Annotated in this window: 16 protein-coding genes; 5 read left to right on the top strand and 11 right to left on the bottom strand. The window is 69.7% G+C overall.

The window, feature by feature from the left end:
• Positions 1 to 115 precede the first annotated feature (115 nt).
• From hemL to hemE, 8 genes are all read right to left on the bottom strand, one after another.
• On the bottom strand, positions 116 to 1,444 hold the full coding sequence (gene hemL / locus M2390_RS05735; protein ID WP_259177570.1) for a glutamate-1-semialdehyde 2,1-aminomutase: 1,329 nt from the start codon (positions 1,442 to 1,444) through the stop codon (positions 116 to 118).
• A 31-nt stretch (positions 1,445 to 1,475) separates the two neighbouring features.
• On the bottom strand, positions 1,476 to 2,453 hold the full coding sequence (gene hemB / locus M2390_RS05730; RefSeq protein WP_259177569.1) for a porphobilinogen synthase: 978 nt from the start codon (positions 2,451 to 2,453) through the stop codon (positions 1,476 to 1,478).
• Positions 2,450 to 3,289, bottom strand: a complete 840-nt coding sequence (locus M2390_RS05725) for a uroporphyrinogen-III synthase (RefSeq protein WP_259177568.1) — start codon at positions 3,287 to 3,289, stop codon at positions 2,450 to 2,452. Before M2390_RS05725 ends, hemB begins: the two co-directional genes overlap by 4 nt.
• A gap of 4 nt (positions 3,290 to 3,293) precedes the next feature.
• Entirely contained in the window at positions 3,294 to 4,268 is a 975-nt protein-coding gene (gene hemC / locus M2390_RS05720) for a hydroxymethylbilane synthase (RefSeq protein ID WP_259177567.1), read from the bottom strand.
• On the bottom strand, positions 4,265 to 5,434 hold the full coding sequence (locus tag M2390_RS05715; RefSeq protein ID WP_396822693.1) for a ferrochelatase: 1,170 nt from the start codon (positions 5,432 to 5,434) through the stop codon (positions 4,265 to 4,267). The genes hemC and M2390_RS05715 overlap by 4 nt, the downstream gene beginning before the upstream one ends.
• Positions 5,435 to 5,649: 215 nt before the next feature.
• Positions 5,650 to 6,342 carry a hydrogen peroxide-dependent heme synthase gene (gene hemQ, locus M2390_RS05710; protein ID WP_396822692.1) on the bottom strand — a complete coding sequence of 231 codons (693 nt, stop codon included), beginning with the start codon at positions 6,340 to 6,342 and terminating at the stop codon, positions 5,650 to 5,652.
• Between the two features lie 8 nt (positions 6,343 to 6,350).
• On the bottom strand, positions 6,351 to 7,925 hold the full coding sequence (locus tag M2390_RS05705; protein ID WP_259177564.1) for an NAD(P)/FAD-dependent oxidoreductase: 1,575 nt from the start codon (positions 7,923 to 7,925) through the stop codon (positions 6,351 to 6,353).
• Positions 7,922 to 9,016 carry a uroporphyrinogen decarboxylase gene (gene hemE / locus M2390_RS05700; RefSeq protein WP_259177563.1) on the bottom strand — a complete coding sequence of 365 codons (1,095 nt, stop codon included), beginning with the start codon at positions 9,014 to 9,016 and terminating at the stop codon, positions 7,922 to 7,924. The genes M2390_RS05705 and hemE overlap by 4 nt, the downstream gene beginning before the upstream one ends.
• Positions 9,017 to 9,135: 119 nt before the next feature.
• On the opposite strand from hemE, the gene M2390_RS05695 reads away from it, so the two are divergent.
• On the top strand, positions 9,136 to 10,482 hold the full coding sequence (locus M2390_RS05695; RefSeq protein ID WP_259177562.1) for a glutamyl-tRNA reductase: 1,347 nt from the start codon (positions 9,136 to 9,138) through the stop codon (positions 10,480 to 10,482).
• Positions 10,483 to 10,572: 90 nt separating this feature from the next.
• Complete coding sequence (locus tag M2390_RS05690) at positions 10,573 to 11,412, top strand: ABC transporter ATP-binding protein (protein ID WP_259177561.1); 840 nt, start codon at positions 10,573 to 10,575, stop codon at positions 11,410 to 11,412.
• Positions 11,413 to 11,596: 184 nt separating this feature from the next.
• Here the strand turns inward: M2390_RS05690 and M2390_RS05685 are convergent, their stop codons facing one another.
• Genes M2390_RS05685 through M2390_RS05675 form a run of 3 tightly spaced genes read right to left on the bottom strand, consistent with a single transcriptional unit; the run spans position 11,597 to position 13,676 of the window.
• Positions 11,597 to 11,734 (bottom strand): hypothetical protein, encoded by a 138-nt coding sequence (locus tag M2390_RS05685; RefSeq protein ID WP_259177560.1) that lies wholly within the window; start codon positions 11,732 to 11,734, stop codon positions 11,597 to 11,599.
• Positions 11,735 to 11,794: 60 nt separating this feature from the next.
• Positions 11,795 to 12,529 carry a PIG-L family deacetylase gene (locus M2390_RS05680; protein ID WP_259177559.1) on the bottom strand — a complete coding sequence of 245 codons (735 nt, stop codon included), beginning with the start codon at positions 12,527 to 12,529 and terminating at the stop codon, positions 11,795 to 11,797.
• Positions 12,522 to 13,676, bottom strand: a complete 1,155-nt coding sequence (locus M2390_RS05675) for a glycosyltransferase (RefSeq protein ID WP_259177558.1) — start codon at positions 13,674 to 13,676, stop codon at positions 12,522 to 12,524. The genes M2390_RS05680 and M2390_RS05675 overlap by 8 nt, the downstream gene beginning before the upstream one ends.
• Positions 13,677 to 13,813: 137 nt before the next feature.
• On the opposite strand from M2390_RS05675, the gene M2390_RS05670 reads away from it, so the two are divergent.
• The 3 genes from M2390_RS05670 to M2390_RS05660 are packed head-to-tail and all read left to right on the top strand — an operon-like array spanning position 13,814 to position 15,527.
• Positions 13,814 to 14,323: an RNA polymerase sigma factor gene (locus M2390_RS05670; RefSeq protein ID WP_259177557.1), complete on the top strand. Its 510-nt coding sequence runs from the start codon at positions 13,814 to 13,816 to the stop codon at positions 14,321 to 14,323.
• Complete coding sequence (locus M2390_RS05665; protein WP_259177556.1) at positions 14,320 to 14,913, top strand: methylated-DNA--[protein]-cysteine S-methyltransferase; 594 nt, start codon at positions 14,320 to 14,322, stop codon at positions 14,911 to 14,913. The genes M2390_RS05670 and M2390_RS05665 overlap by 4 nt, the downstream gene beginning before the upstream one ends.
• On the top strand, positions 14,910 to 15,527 hold the full coding sequence (locus M2390_RS05660) for a DNA-3-methyladenine glycosylase I (protein ID WP_259177555.1): 618 nt from the start codon (positions 14,910 to 14,912) through the stop codon (positions 15,525 to 15,527). The genes M2390_RS05665 and M2390_RS05660 overlap by 4 nt, the downstream gene beginning before the upstream one ends.
• Positions 15,528 to 15,636: the final 109 nt, after the last annotated feature.

The following is a 15,636-nucleotide window of genomic DNA, read 5'->3' as shown; positions in this document are numbered from 1 at the left end:
TATACCCCGTGGAGGGGGCATTCGCAAAACGTTTGTCTGTGAACTTCCGGTAAACGCAGCGATGCCCGGGACAGGAAAATCTGTCCCGGGCATCGGGTCTGGATCGGAAGAGGGGCTAGGCGGGAGTGGCCTCCGCTGCGGCGCGGGCGGCGGCGGGCAGCGCCGCGAGGATCTGGGCGACGGCGTCCTCATCGTGCGCGGCCGAGACGAACCAGGCCTCGAAGACGCTCGGCGGCAGGTTGATGCCGGCATCCAGCATCGCGTGGAAGAACGGACCGTAGCGGTAGGCATCCTGTGCCTGAACCTCGGCGTAGTTCACCGGGGCCGCCTCGGCGAACACAAACGAGAACAGGTTGCCGGCGCGCTGTACCACGTGAGGGACCTCGGCCACCGTGAGCGCCGCGGACACCGCGGACGAGAGGGTATCGGCGACAATGTCCAGGTGGGCATATACCTCGGGGGTCGCGCGGCGCAGGGTCTCCAGGCCCGCGGCAACGGCAACCGGGTTTCCCGAGAGCGTTCCGGCCTGATACACCGGGCCGAGCGGGGCCAGGTGGTCCATAACCTCGGCGCGGCCCCCCAGAGCGGCCAGCGGCATGCCGCCGCCGATGACCTTGCCGAAGGTGAAGAGGTCCGGCACGTAGTCCTCCCCCGCCGCGGCCTGCAGACCCCAGAATCCGGCGGGTCCCACGCGGAATCCGGTGAGCACCTCATCCAGGATCACCAGGGCACCGTGGGCGTGCGCAAGCTCGGTCAGCGCGGCGTTGAAGCCCGGTGCCGGCGGGACCACACCCATGTTGGCCGAGGCTGCCTCGACGATGATCCCGGCGATGTTCTCGCCGTGTTCGGCGAAGACCGCGCGCAGCGCATCCAGGTTGTTATAGGGCACCACCAGGGTCTGCCCGGCGGTGGCCGCGGTCACCCCGGCCGAACCCGGCAGCGCCAGGGTCGCCAGGCCCGAACCCGCGGCGGCCAGCAGGCCGTCGGAGTGTCCGTGATAGTGACCGGCAAACTTCACCAGCAGCTCGCGCCCGGTGAATCCGCGCGCCAGCCGGATCGCGGTCATGGTCGCCTCGGTCCCCGTGGAGACCAGTCGAACCTTCTCGATCGGGCTCACCCCGTTCACGCTCACACGCTCGCGGATCAGCTCGGCCAGCTCGGTCTCCGCCGGAGTGGACGCCCCAAACGAGAGCCCGCGCGCGGCGGCCTCCTGCACCGCGTGCACCACGTCGGGCTGCGCGTGGCCGAGGATCGCCGGGCCCCAGGAGCACACCAGGTCCACGTACTCGGTACCCTCGGCATCGGTCACCCGGGCACCCTGGGCGGACACCAGGAAACGCGGCGTTCCCCCCACCGAACCGTAGGCGCGTACCGGGGAGTTCACCCCGCCGGGAATCGAGGACTTGGCGCGGGTAAAGAGGTCGGCGTTATCGGCGTGGGTCATGGGGGCTCCTAGATATCGGGAACGGGAAAGTTTAGGCGCGCAGCCAGGTGGCCAGCTCGGTGGCCCAGTAGGTGAGCACGGCGTCGGCACCGGCACGGCGGATGCCGATCACCGACTCCTCGATGGCTCGGCGACGATCGATCCAGCCGTTTGCGGCGGCGGCCTCGATCATCGCATACTCACCGGACACCTGGTACGCCCACACCGGGACGGTGGACATCGCGGCCACGTCGGCGAGCACGTCGAGGTAGGACATCGCGGGCTTGACCATCACGATGTCCGCGCCCTCGGCGAGGTCCAGCAGGGTTTCGCGCATGCCCTCGCGGCGGTTGCCGGGATCAAGCTGATAGGTGCGACGGTCGCCCTGGAGCTGCGAGTCCACGGCCTCGCGGAAGGGACCGTAGAACGCCGAGGCGTACTTGGCCGAGTAGGCCAGCAGCGCGGTGTCGATGTGACCGGCGCGGTCCAGGGCTGCGCGGATCGCGCCGACCTGACCGTCCATCATGCCGCTGAGGCCCAGCAACATCGAGCCGGCCTCGGCCTGAGCCAGCGCCATCGAGACGTAGCGCTCGAGGGTGGCATCGTTGTCCACGGCACCGTCCTCGGTGAGCACACCGCAGTGGCCGTGGTCGGTGAACTCGTCCAGGCACAGGTCGGTCTGCACCACAAGCGCGTCGCCCACCTCGGCCTGTAGGGCGCGCGTCGCGCGCTGCAGGATGCCCTCGGGCGCATCGGCCTGGCTGCCCACGGCGTCGCGCACAGTCGGGATCCCGAACAGCATCACGCCGCCCACGCCCGCCTCGGCTGCCTCGGTCGCGGCGGCCCGCAGGCTGTCCAGGGTGTGCTGGAACACGCCGGGCATCGAGCCGATCGCGCGCTTTTCGGTGAGGTCCTCATTCACAAACAGCGGCAGGACCAGCTGTGCGGGATCCACCCGGGTTTCGGAAACCAGGCGACGCATCGCCGGGGACTGGCGCAGGCGGCGGGGCCGCTCGGGCAGGGAATTCATGGGGTGTCCTCTCCGCCGCGATCGGGCACGGCGAGTCCGGGGGTGGGGGAAGAATAGTGGATTTCCAGGGCCTCGATCATGCTTTCGGCATGTCGGATCGGTGCCTCGATGGTGATTGCCAGCCCGGCAGCCTCGGCCGCCTCGGTGGTGCGATCCCCGATGCTGACCCTGACCACGTCGGCGGACAGGTCGGGCACCTGGGTGATGATCTGGACGGCCACGCTCCCCGAGGTCACCAGGATCGCGTCGATGTCGCCGAGAGCCAGCGCGGTGCGCACCTCGGGGGTGAGTTCCACCGGGATCGTGCAGTAGGCGTGCACCCGGATCACGTCGGCACCGAGAGCGGCAAGCCCGTCCACCAGGGTGGGGCCCGCGAGGGCCGAGTCCAGCACCAGCACCCGGCCGAGACCGGGGTGTGCGTGCAGCGCACCGAAGCTCGCGACCATACCGCGGGCGGTGTGATCCTCGGGCGGCATCAAATCCACCCGGTAACGGGCCTCGGCCAGGGCGGCGGCGGTTGCGGTGCCTACCGCGGCGATCCGGGTGGTCTCCGGAATTTTTGCGGCATGGGCACGCAGCACCCGGACCGTGGTCGCGCTGGTCACGGTCACCCAGTCGAATGCCCCCGCGGCCAGCTGCTCAAGCGCCTGTTCGAGCGCCGCCGCATCGGGAGCCGGTTCGAAATCGATCACCGGAGCGATCACCGGAGTCGCGCCGTGCGCGGCCAGGTTCTCGGCAACCTGAACACCCCAGCGTCCATCGCGAGGCACCAGGACGCGGCGGCCCGCGAGGGCCGAACAGGTGCCGTGAATGGCGGGTTCTGCGTGTGTATTCATCGGTCTAGGTCAGCGGCGCAATCTCGGCGGCACCGTCGGCGAGCAGCGCATCGGCCAGGTCGGATCCCAGCTCGGCGGCGGCAGTCAGCAGCGTGTCTGCCAAGACCTCGACACCCTCGGTGCGTTCGCGCAGGTCGGTCCCGGTGGGAGCGTAGACGGCCGCGTGCAGCGCCAGCGTACCGTCGGAAAGGACCGCGTGGGCCCCAATCGGTGCCGCGCATCCGGCTTCCAGGCGGGCAAGCACCGCGCGCTCGGCGGCGGCCTCCGCACGGGTTTCCGGGTGCTCGATGGCGTTCAGGGCCGCGCGGATCGGATCGGTCACCGGTGCGGCCACGGACTCCGCCCGAACCTCGATCGCCAGCGCACCCTGGGCGGGGGCCGGCGGCCACTCGGACAGTTCGAAGCGCTCGGTGATCGCACCGTCTCGGCCCAGGCGTTCCAGGCCGGCCACCGCGAGCACCACCGCATCCAGCTCACCCGAGCTCACAAAGCCCAGGCGGGTGTCGATGTTGCCACGGATATCGACGATCTCCAGGTCGGGACGGCGACGACGCAGCTGCGCGATCCGCCGCGGGGATCCGGTCCCCACCCGGGCGCCCTCGGGCAGCTCGGCGAGGGTCAGCCCGTCGCGCGCGCACAGCGCGTCTCGTGCATCCGCCCGCACGGGAACCGCACCGATCGCCAGGCCCGGGGCCGCGGCGGTGGGCAGGTCCTTCATGGAATGGACCACCAGGTCGCACTCCCCCGCGAGCAGGAAGTCGCGCAGGGCCGAGGCGAACACGCCGGTGCCGCCGAGGCTCGCGAGCGAGGCCCGGGTCACGTCACCGTGGGTGGTCACCGGGATCAGGACGGTCTCGATGCCGGTGGCCGCGGTGATCGCGCGGGCGATATCGCCGGTCTGCGCCAGCGCCAGGGCGCTGCCCCGGGTACCGATCCGCAGAACGGTACCCGGGGCAGCGGGAGAAGACTGCTCGGTCACGGGGCGATTCCCGCCAGGGCCGGCTTGAAGCCCGCCCGCACGTTCTCGCAGCAACCCGGACGGCACACGTCATACCAGGGACCGAGGTCGGTCATCGCCGGACGCTCGGACACCGGGGTGCCGTCGCGACGCTCCAGAACCAGGTCCACCAGACCCTTCACAAACTCGTGGTGGGTACCCGGGGTGGGCACCCGCAGCGAGTACAGTCCGGCGTTCTCGGCCGACTCGGTGGCCTCGTTGTCCAGGTCCCAGAGGACCTCCATGTGGTCGCTCATGAAGCCCAGCGGCACGATCACGACGGCGCGGGTACCGGCGGCCGGCAGCTCCTCGATCACGTCGTTGATGTCGGGCTCAAGCCAGGGCATGCTCGGCGGGCCCGAACGGGACTGGTAGACCAGCTCCCAGGGCACATCCTGGTCCAGGGCCAGCTCCTGCTGAACCGCGGCCATCACCACCTCGGCGACGGCGAGGTGCTGGGCGGCATACGCGCCACCCTCGCCGAAGCCGCGCTCGGACGGACCCGAGCGCACGGCGTCGGTGGACGGAATCGAGTGGGTCGCAAACAGGACCTTGACCTCGCGGGCCAGGTCGATATCGCGCACATCCTGGACGATCTTCGCCAGCGCATCGCCGACACCCTCGATGAACGGGGTCACAAAGCCGGGGTGGTCGAAGAACTGACGCACCTTGTCGATTTCGATCTGGCCCTCCAGGCCGGTCTCATCCAGCGCGATCGCGAAGTCCTCGCGGTACTGACGGCAGGAGGAGAAGGAGGAGTAGGCGCTGGTCGCGATCGCGATGAGCTTCCGGTAGCCGCGATCGTGGGCCTCCTGCACGGCGTCGCGCAGGTAGGGGTTCCAGTTGCGGTTTCCCCAGATCACCGGCAGGTCGATGCCGCGGCTGGCCAGCTCGGCCTCCAGGGCCGCCTTGAGCTCACGGTTCTGGTCGTTGATCGGGCTCACGCCGCCGTGGTGGCGGTAGTGCACGGCCACCTCTTCGAGGCGCTCCTCGGGGATGCCGCGGCCGCGGGTCACGTTGCGCAGGAACGGAATCACATCGTCCTGACCCTCGGGCCCGCCGAAGCCGGCGAGCAGGATCGCGTCATAGTCCACCGGAGTCTCGACCCAGGGAGCACCGGAACGGGCGGCCTCGGTCGCACCGGGCACGAGAGCGACGGGCGCAGCAGTCTGGGACGCGGCGGCCTCGGTCGCACCGGGCACGATGTCCGCGGGAGCAGCAGCCCGGGGCGCGGCGGCCTCGGTTGCCAAAGTATCGGTCGCGGCCGGCGCGGTTTCGATGGTCACGGCCTCGGCCGAGCCCTCACGCGAGCAGGCACAGTTGCCGCCGCAGCCGCCGGTCTGGGCGGGGGTTTGCAGGTCACTCATCGGATCACCTCAACAATCTCGGCGGCCGGAATCCGCCGGCCGGTATAGAACGGTACCTCTTCGCGTACGTGACGGCGGGCGTCGGTCGCGCGCAGTTCACGCATCATGTCCACCAGTTCGGTCAGCTCATCCGACTCGATCGGCAGAATCCACTCGTAGTCCCCCAGGGCAAAGGAGGACACGGTGTTGGCGATGGCCCCACGGAAGGTGCCACCCATCCGGCCGTGCTCGGCGAGCATGCGCGCACGCTCGTCCTCGGGCAGCAGGTACCACTCGTAGCTGCGCACAAACGGGTAGACGGTGATCCACTGCTTGGGATCCTTGCCGGTCAGGAAGCCGGGCACGTGACGCTTATTGAACTCGGCCTCGCGGTGCACACCCAGCGCGTTCCAGGTGGGCAGCAGCTCGCGCAGCAGCTCGGTGCGGCGCAGCACACGGGCGGCCGACTGCAGGTCCTCGGCACGGTCGCCGTGGATCCAGATCATCAGGTCGGCGTCGGCGCGCAGGCCCGAGACGTCGTAGAAGCCACGGGTGACCACGCCGTTTTCGGCGAGGGTGTCCACGGCGGCGTTCAGCTCGGCCACGGCGGCGTCGGAGTACTCGCCACGGAACGCGGGGTTACGACGCAGGACAAGCCAGAGGGTGTAACCGAAGGGAGAGTCCGGGGTGTTTACCGGGCTGGTGTCGATGGACAAAGCTACTCCTTTGAATTCGGACTGTTATCGGATGTGGGGGTCTGGGTGGGAGCGGCCAGTTCGCCGTTCTCCAGGTATTCGGCGGCGATCAGGTGGCGCACGCGCTTCGCCGTCTCATGGGCGTCGGGGACCACCGAGGCGAGCCCGGTTCCCGACAGCCAGGCACCGGTGACATCGAGTCCCGGAACCGCGGCCACGGCCAAACGGATCCGCTCGGCACGCTCCCGCGCGCCCTGAGCGGAACCCGGCGGGGTGCTGCGCCAGCGGGTACGGGCGAACCCGGCCACGCTCTCGGCGGGCAGGTCCACGCCGAGGATCGCGGCGGCATCGGTGCGGGCGATCTCGGCCAGCTCGGAGTCGTCCCGCTCCCCCAGGGCCACCGGGTCGTAGGACAGCCGGACCGCATGACGTCCGGGATGCTCGGCCAGCGCCTCGGCGAGCCAGGCCCACTTCGCACTCGAGTGGGTCAGAGCCTTGGCCTGGACGCCGCTCTGTCCGGCATGGCCGGCGATCAGCACGCCGCTGCCGCGCGGGTGCCCGTCGAGGTTCGGGGCGTCCAGCAGCAGCGAGGCGAGGACCACCTCGGGGGAAATCTGGGCGGTCTCCTCGGCCAGGGCCGCAACAACCGGGCCCAGCAGGTCAAACGCGGGCAGCTCGGCCGTGGCCACAATCACCCGGTCGGCGTAGAGCACCGAGTGGTTTTCCAGGCGCAGGGTCCAGAGCGTATGCTCCCCCGGGGCCTCGGGAATCGAGTAGCCCTCGGTGGCCACAAAATCTTCGGAGTCGATGATCGGCAGGTCCTCGGCGGACACCGCACCGGCGTGCAGCCCGGCCACCGGCGTCCCGGTCTGGATCACGCCACCGCGGCGGATGATCTCCGCCGCCAATACCGAAACCAGCGTATGCATGCCGCCGATGATCCCCTCGACCTTGGCACCCGCGCGGGCGGGGCCGGAGGCATCGGTCAGCTCGGCCACGGCCGCCCCCAGGGAACCGGTCCGGGTCAGCGCCTGGTTGAGGCCCGGGGCGACGCGATCCACGTCGATCTCCTCGGGACCCACCGAATACACCCCGCGCACCACCGGGGTCACCAGCTCGGTGAGCACCGCATCGCCCATGCGCTTGCGCACGAGCTCGGCGAGGTTCTTTTCGCGGCCGATGGTCAGCACCGGACGCACGCGGTCCAGGTAGGCGCGCATGACGCCCTTGGACCCGATCACTCGGCGCACATCCTCGGCCAGCGGGTTGGCCGGAATTCCCAGCAGCGCGGTCTTGGGCAGCGGCACCGAGGCACCGTCGGTGCGGCGCAGCCAGGCACCGGCCGGGTTCGGGGCCACGATCTGATCCTCAAGGCCCAGCTCCACCAGCAGCTCACGCACGTGGCCGCCGCGGGTCGCATAGCTCTCGGCACCGCCATCGAGGACGGTATCGCCCACGGTGACCGGGGAGACCGATCCGCCCAGCAGCTCGGCGGCCTCGATCACCGTGACGCGGATACCCACGCGCAGGCAGTCGAGTGCGGCCACCAGGCCGGCGACCCCGCCGCCGACGATCACAACATGACGCGGTTCGATCACAGCGAGTGCACCAGCTCTACCACGCGGGTCAGCACGGTCGGGTCGGTCTCCGGCGGGACGCCGTGGCCGAGGTTCATCACGTGAGCGGGGGCATCGAGCCCGCGGCGGTGCACGTCGCGCACGTGCGCCTCCAGAATGTTCCAGGGGGCGGCGAGCATCGCCGGGTCCACGTTGCCCTGGACCGGGACGGAGGCGCCCAGGCGGCGGATCCCCTCATCCAGCGGCGTGCGGTAGTCGATCCCCACCACATCGGCCCCCACATCGCGCATCTGCGGCAGGATCTCGCCGGTACCCACACCGAAGTGGACGATCGGCACGCGGGTTTCGGTGCCGGAGACCTCGAAGGTCAGATCACGCACGAAGTCGAGCACGCGGGCGCTGGCCGGGGCCACGTGGCGCACGTAGTCCTCGGGCGAGAGCGATCCGGCCCAGGAGTCGAACAGCTGCGCGGCCGATGCGCCGGCGAGGACCTGGGCACGCAAGAAGCGGCCGGTGATCTCGGCGGTCCAGGTCATCAGCGCGGCCCAGGACTCGGGGTCGGCGTGCATCATGGTGCGGGCGCGGATGTGATCCTTGCTCGGGCCCCCCTCCACCAGGTAGGCGGCGAGGGTGAACGGCGCGCCGGCGAACCCGATCAGCGGCGTGGTGCCGAGCTCGGCCACGGTGCGGGCGACGGCGTCAATGATCGGGCCCAGGGCACTATCCAGCTGGGCGGGATCGTTCTGCACCAGCTCGGCTACGTCGGCGGCGGTGCGCACGGCCTTACCCATGACCGGTCCGCGACCGGGCACGATCGACACATCCACGCCAACCAGCTTGAGCGGAACCACGATGTCGCTAAAGAAGATGCCCGCGTCCACCGCGTGGCGACGCACCGGCTGCAGCGTGATCTCGCTGGCCAGCTCCGGGGTGAGGCACGCCTGGAGCATTTCGGTGCCGACACGCAGTTCGCGATACTCGGGCAGCGAACGCCCGGCCTGACGCATGAACCAGACGGGGGTCGTGGCGGGACGGATGCCGCGATACGCCGAAATTAGGGGGGATTCGGCGGTGAGGCCCGCCTGAAGCGGGTGTGTGGTGGGGACAAGCATGACCCCATCATCTCAAACCTCACGGCAAAAGTTGCCGACACCCGGTCGAGTCGCCACCGACAGAGTGTCGGGAAGTATGTCCCGGTCAGACGCGAAAAATCTGGGGTTAGTATGGATGGGTGCTGATCTGTTTGACCGCGAGCCACAAGAACTCCTCCTTCGACCTTCTCGAACGTCTCTCCGCCGCCGAGGGACGCCTTGAGCGCGCCCTGCTGGACGCCGACCCGACCATCGCCGGGGCCGTCATCATCAATACCTGCAACCGCTTCGAGGCGTACGTGGAACTCGACAGCGCGGGCACCCCGCCCCAGGCACGCGCGGCGCTGACCGCGGCCGCCGCGTCCTCGGCAAATCTCGACTCCGCCGAGCTCGTGGACACCTGGGATCTGCACGTGGGCGAGGAGGCCGCGCGCCACCTGTTCGCCGTGTCCTCGGGTCTGGAATCCGTGGTCGTGGGCGAGGGGGAAATCGCCGGTCAGGTGCGCCGGGCCCTGGAATTTGCCCGCGCCGAGGACACCACCACGAGCGACCTCGAACGTCTGTTTCAGCGCGCCTCCCAGACCTCTCGCGCGGTCAAAAATAAGACCCCGCTGGGACGCGCCGGACGCTCCCTGGTGCGCCTGGCCCTCGACCTCAGTGACAGCCGCGTGCCCGACTGGTCGGCCCTGCAGGTGCTGCTCATCGGCACCGGTGCCTACGCCGGGGCCAGCCTGGCGGCCCTGCGCGATCGCGGCGTGACCCAGGTGGCGGTCTACTCCCCCTCGGGACGCGCGGCAAAGTTCGCCCAAAGCCACGATATTGAACCGGTGGCCGCCGCCGACTTTGAAACCGCGGTGGCCGAAGCCTCGTTGATTGTGACCTGCACCACGGCCACCGACTATGTGCTGGATGCCGACACGGTAACCACCGGAAGGCGACACGCCCCGCTCGCACCACCCCAGCTCGGACATGAGGATGCGCCCGGCTGCCCGGTGGTCGCACCCGCCCGCCAGCTGGTGATTGACCTGGGCCTGCCCCGCAACGTCAACCCCAACGTGGTGGAGGCCGGGAGCATCGAGCTACTGGATCTGGAAACCATCCGCCTGCACGCCCCGCTCGAGGAGGTCCAGGCTACCGATCACGCCCGCGTGCTGGTCAACCGGGCCGCGAAGAAGTTCATTCAGGTGACGTCCGAGCAGGGCCTGGACCCGGCCGTGGTCGCGATGCGCCGACACGCCCATGCGATCCTCGAGGAGGAGGTGGCTCGGGTGGCCCCGCGCGACCCCGACGGTGTGGCCGAACGCGCCCTGCGCCACCTCATGGGACGGATGCTGCACGTGCCCACCGTGCGTGCTCGGGAGCTGGCTCGCGCCGGTGAGCACGACCGCTATCTGGAGGCACTGGAGACCCTGCTGGGACTCGCGGTGCCCGCCGCCGCGGACCAGGTCGAGGCCGAGGTGCCGGAATCGAACCGTCGGGCGTCGTAACGTCGACACCACGTCGGCACGATTCCCGTAAATTCGCGCTAGCGTGTGGTGAGGATACCCTCACTACACCCCATCCACGTCGGGAGAAACATGACCCAGCAGGCATCGACGCTCGCCCCCTCAAGCGCGAAGCTGCGCACCGACGCAGTCTCGATCGGCTACGATCGCCGGGTCATCAGCTCCGAGCTCTCGGTCGAGATTCCCGACGGCTCGTTTACGGTGATCGTGGGTCCCAACGCGTGCGGGAAGTCGACCCTGCTGCGCTCGCTGGCCCGGCTGATCACTCCGAGTGAGGGCACCGTGCTGCTGGACGGAGGCGACATCGCCAAACTCGGCACCAAGGAACTCGCGCGTCGGCTGGGCCTGCTGCCGCAGACCTCGATTGCGCCCGATGGCATCCGGGTCGCCGATCTGGTGGCCCGCGGCCGCTACCCGCACCAGGGACTGTTCACCCGCTGGTCTGCCGCCGATGAGGCCGCCGTGTCCGCGGCGCTTGCCGCCACCAAGACCACCGAGCTCGCCGACCGCCTGGTTGAGGAGCTCTCCGGTGGACAGCGGCAGCGCGTGTGGGTCGCGATGGTCCTGGCTCAGGAAACCGGGGCCGTGCTCCTGGATGAGCCGACCACCTACCTCGACATCGCCCACCAAATCGACGTGCTCGAGCTCTTCCGCGACCTCAATCAGGGTGGACAAACCCTGGTCGCCGTGCTGCACGATCTCAACCACGCCGCACGCTACGCGACCCACGTGATCGCGATGAAGGACGGTGCCGTGCGCGCCAGTGGAACCCCCACCGAGGTCATCACCGAGGAACTGGTCGAGGATGTCTTCGCGCTCCCCTGCCGCGTCATCACCGACCCGGTCACCGGCTCACCCCTGGTGATCCCGCTCGGCCGCTCCACCACCACCGAGGCACCCGCGGCTCCGTAGCCTCAGGACCCGGACCAGCACCTGCACCGGTGTGGGCGGCGGTGGCGGTGTCGGTGTCGGTGGCGGTGTCGGCACGGTTTACTAGCCCTGGATGCCGTCTCAACACGGCCTGGCCACACTCGATCGTCGTCCCGGGGGCATACCCCCTGCGCGCGCGACCCCGTTTTGAGGCGTCAATTACGTGTCAAAACGGGGTCGCGTTTAAAAAGGCATGTGCCTCGGGGCCCCAGCGACTCAGCGACTCGGCACCCCAGCGGCTCAGCGTCTCGGCACCCCAGCCGGAGTCTCGGTGCCCCAGCGACTCGGCGACTCGGCGACTCAACACCCCAGTGCCCCAGCGACTCAGCAAGTCAGCGACTCGGCACCCCAGCGACTCGACGCCCTAGCGCAGCCGCCGGTATCGCTCGACCGCCTGCAGGTCCTGGTGCTGACCGCCGGAGTGGGTGATCGAGGTCTCGGCGAGGCTGAACTGGCTGGCGTGGGCGGCATGGGCGGCGCGCACGCGCACCGTGTGAGCGTCGCGGCGAATCTCCAGGTCGAAGTCCGTGTCCGTCGGATCCAGCACCACAAACAGTGGCACGTTCAGCGCGGTGGCGACCCGCAGCGTGGCCTCGTGGGTAGCGAGGTGATCGGGGTGTCCGTAGCCGCCGTCGGAGTCGTAGGTGACCAGAGCGCCGGGGGTAGGCGCGGCGGCCTGGATCAGTGTACGCAGGTCGGAATCCACCTCATGTGGGTCGGCGGCGGTCAGGGCCTCGGGATCCCGGTCGAGGGCGGGGGCTGCCCGACCATCGGCGCCCCAGACCATGCCCGAGTCGCGGTAGTGACGTCGCCCCTCGCCCAGGTAGTGGTGCCGGGTCACGCCGAGCGCCGCCAGGGCCGCACGCAGTTCCTCGGCGCGCACGGCGGTCAGGTCGGCCCCCTCCGGAACCGAGCCGGGCACGATCTCTCCGCGTTCGCCACGGGTCGCGGTGATCACGGTGACGGGAATCTCCGCCTCGGCGAGCGCGGCGATCAGCGCCGAGGTGGTGAGCGTCTCATCATCGGGATGCGCGTGAACAAACACCACCCCGGCGGCAAACTCGGCGGGCAGCGCGCCCGTCCCGGCCGGATTAGTCACGGGCCAGGGCCGCGATCAGTTCGGAGTACAGCTCCCGCACGCGAGCGGCGGCCACCCGGGAGTCGGTTTCGGCCGAGTACTCGCGGCCACGCTGGCCCAGCTCCCGGCGACGCTCGGGGTCGTTCATCAGCGACATGATCGCCTCGGCCCACAGCTCGGGGCTGCGCTCATCCACGAGGAGACCACTGACACCCTCGCGCACGGCGTCCTGCAGGCCGCCGGCGCGGGAGGCGATGACCGGGACACCGCTCGCGGCCCCCTCGGTGGCAACCAGGCCGAAAGTTTCCGAGTAGGAGGGGATCAGCACGATCGCGGCCGAACGCATGGCCGCGGCCAGGTGCTCGCGGTCCAGGCTGCCCAGCAGACGGATGTCGACCCCGGCAGCCGCAGCGTGATCGGTGATGCGACGTCGGTGCGCGGGCGTTCCTCCACCGGCGATCCGCAGCTCGGGTCGCTCATCCACGGGGATGCGGGCGAGCGCGTCGATGGCCAGGTCGATCCCCTTGACCGTGCGCAGGCGTGCGGCGATCAGCAGGTAGTCCCCGGCGGGCCCGCCTGGGTGGAAGAGTTCGCGGTCCACGCCCGGTGCCACCACGCGCACATTGCCCTCGGTGATCTGGGCGGCCTCGGCTCGGCTGAGCGAGATGACCAGGTCGCTCTCGCGGGCAAGCCAGGCCTCTCCGCGGAACCGCTCGGGCTCCTGCGGGCCGGCTCCCGGCGGACGCAGGGTCGCGGTGAGAGCGGCCAGGGTGTGGAAGGTCTGCACGTGCGGGACACCCCAGGCGCGGGCCACCGGCAGCGCGGCCATCCCCGAGTACCAGTAGTGGGAGTGGATCAGATCATAGCGCTCCCCGGCGGCGAGCTCGCGGGAGAACGCCTCGATCAGCGGCGGCAGCAGGTCCGGCTTGTCCAGGTAGCGGGGGTCGCCATCATCGATCAGGCGTACCCGCAGGCCCGGCTCCAGCTCCACCACGGCGGGGTCGGCGGGGTCGGTGCGTCGCGTGATCAAATCCACCCGTTCCCCGGCACGCACCAGGGCGCGAGCGAGGGTGAGCAGGTAGATGGTCATCCCACCGGCCTCACCGGATCCAACCGGTTCGAGCGGGGAAGAGTGCAGGGCGACAAGCGCAATGCGACGTGCGGTCACGGCGATATTCCTTCCGAGGGCCCGCGATTGTGAGGGCGAGCCACGGGTCAACGTTACCGGCTTCCCCGGTCCAACCTCACATTTGGTGGGCGGTGCGCGTTAGCCTGACAGAACATGCCACCCACCCCGAGGATTCCATGCCCACACCACTTCCGTTTGAAACCGCGATCGAGACGCACGGTGCCACCGTGCTGCGCGTCTGTCGCGCGGTCCTCGGCGGGCACGTCGATGCCGAGGACGCCTGGGCCGAGACCTTCGTGGCCGCGCTGGCCGACTGGGATCGGATCGCCCGAATCGAGAATGTGCGCGGCTGGCTGGTGACGGTGGCTCATCGCAAGGCGATCGATGTGCTGCGGGCGAAGGGGAAACAGGGACCCAGCCTGGATGTGGTGCCCGAAACACCCACGACGCTCGGCATCCCCGAAGCCACCCACCTGGATCTCTACCGGGCCATTGCCCTCCTCCCGCCCGGTCAACGCACGGCGATTACCCTGCACTACCTGGCGGGCCTCCCCTATGCCGAGGTGGCCGCGGAGACCGGCATCAGCCCGGCCGCCGCACGTCGCGCCGGCGCCGACGGGGTACACACCCTACGAGCCACCCTGACCCTTCCCTTCCCGATTGACACGGACGGAGAATCCGCATGACCGCCTTTGACACCGCCCCCGAAGAAGCCGCCGTGCTCGGCCGACTGCACGGTAATCTCCTCACCCACGCACGCACCACCGGCACCCGCGAGGTGGCCTACTCGATCATCGACTCACCGCTGGGCCGCCTCCTGCTGGCCGCTACCCCCGAGGGGCTCGTGCGGGTGGCCTTCGAGCGTGAGGACTTCGACACCGTCCTGGGCACCCTCGCCGAGAAGATCGGACCGCGCATCCTGCGTGATGCCGACCCGGTGGACCGCGCCGCACACGAGCTGGATGAGTACTTCGCCGGTGCACGCCGCAGTTTTGACCTCACCCTGGATCGCAGACTGACCACCCCGTTCCGCGGCGAGGTTCAGCGGTTCTTGCCGTCGATCGAGTTTGGGCACACGCTCAGCTATCGCGACGTGGCCGAGGCGCTGGGTCGCCCCCGGGCGATGCGGGCGGTGGGAACCGCCTGCGCCACCAACCCGCTGCCAATCGTGGTGCCCTGTCATCGCGTGCTGCGCACCGACGGACAGCTGGGCGGCTACATTGGTGGCCTCGACGCCAAGCGGGCGCTGCTCGAGGCCGAGCGGGGTCGGGCATGAGCGCGGATCATCAGATCAGCCCCGACCTGATTATCGGCGCAGACGGCCTCGCCCGCCCGCCCTGGGCCGCCGGAGACCCGCTGCTGCGTGAGTACTACGACACCGAGTGGGGTATGCCGGTGCGGGATGAGGCCGGGATGTTTGAACGGATCAGCCTGGAGGCGTTCCAGTCCGGTCTGTCCTGGGCCACGATCCTGCGCAAGCGTCCGGCCTTCCGGGCGGCCTTCGCGGGATTCGATCCCGAGCGTGTGGCGGCGTTCACCGAGGATGACATCGCAAGGCTCCTGCTCGATGCGGGCATCGTGCGCAACCGGCGCAAGATTGAGGCGACCATCCAGAACGCCCGGGCAACCCTGGCCCTCCGCGACGGCGGCCCCGGCCTCGCGGAGCTGGTGTGGTCCTTCCGGCCCGATCGGACGCCGCGGCCGCTGCGTTTCGCCGAGATTCCCGTGCGCTCGGCCGAGTCCGAGGCCCTGGCAAAACGCCTGCGCGCGGAGGGCTTCACGTTTGTGGGGCCCACCACGATGTTTGCGCTGATGGAGGCGTGCGGGATCGTGGACACCCATCTACTGGGCAGCCACCGCCGCGCTACCTCGGGGGTCTGGACCGCGTAGTTGGTGTCGGATTCCGGCCCCCACATCCGCGGCGTGGAGAGGTGAATCCCCAGCTAAAAAACGGCATACTGAGTCCAGCGGCGGCAGCCACGGCCCTCCCCCGGCACAT

It is taken from the genome of Mycetocola sp. BIGb0189, from assembly GCF_024810155.1.
In the GTDB taxonomy this organism is placed as follows: domain Bacteria; phylum Actinomycetota; class Actinomycetes; order Actinomycetales; family Microbacteriaceae; genus Mycetocola; species Mycetocola lacteus.
This window is presented reverse-complemented; position numbering and strand designations above follow the sequence as displayed.

Excerpts from the sequence above, each read along its gene's own strand:
- M2390_RS05690 (WP_259177561.1), top strand. The coding sequence starts at position 10,573 with ATGACCCAGCAGGCATCGACGCTCGCCCCCTCAAGCGCGAAGCTGCGC.
- M2390_RS05665 (WP_259177556.1), top strand. The coding sequence starts at position 14,320 with ATGACCGCCTTTGACACCGCCCCCGAAGAAGCCGCCGTGCTCGGCCGA.
- M2390_RS05660 (WP_259177555.1), top strand. The coding sequence starts at position 14,910 with ATGAGCGCGGATCATCAGATCAGCCCCGACCTGATTATCGGCGCAGAC.
- M2390_RS05670 (WP_259177557.1), top strand. The coding sequence starts at position 13,814 with ATGCCCACACCACTTCCGTTTGAAACCGCGATCGAGACGCACGGTGCC.
- hemL (WP_259177570.1), bottom strand. The coding sequence starts at position 1,444 with ATGACCCACGCCGATAACGCCGACCTCTTTACCCGCGCCAAGTCCTCG.
- hemE (WP_259177563.1), bottom strand. The coding sequence starts at position 9,016 with ATGCTTGTCCCCACCACACACCCGCTTCAGGCGGGCCTCACCGCCGAA.
- M2390_RS05725 (WP_259177568.1), bottom strand. The coding sequence starts at position 3,289 with ATGAATACACACGCAGAACCCGCCATTCACGGCACCTGTTCGGCCCTC.
- hemB (WP_259177569.1), bottom strand. The coding sequence starts at position 2,453 with ATGAATTCCCTGCCCGAGCGGCCCCGCCGCCTGCGCCAGTCCCCGGCG.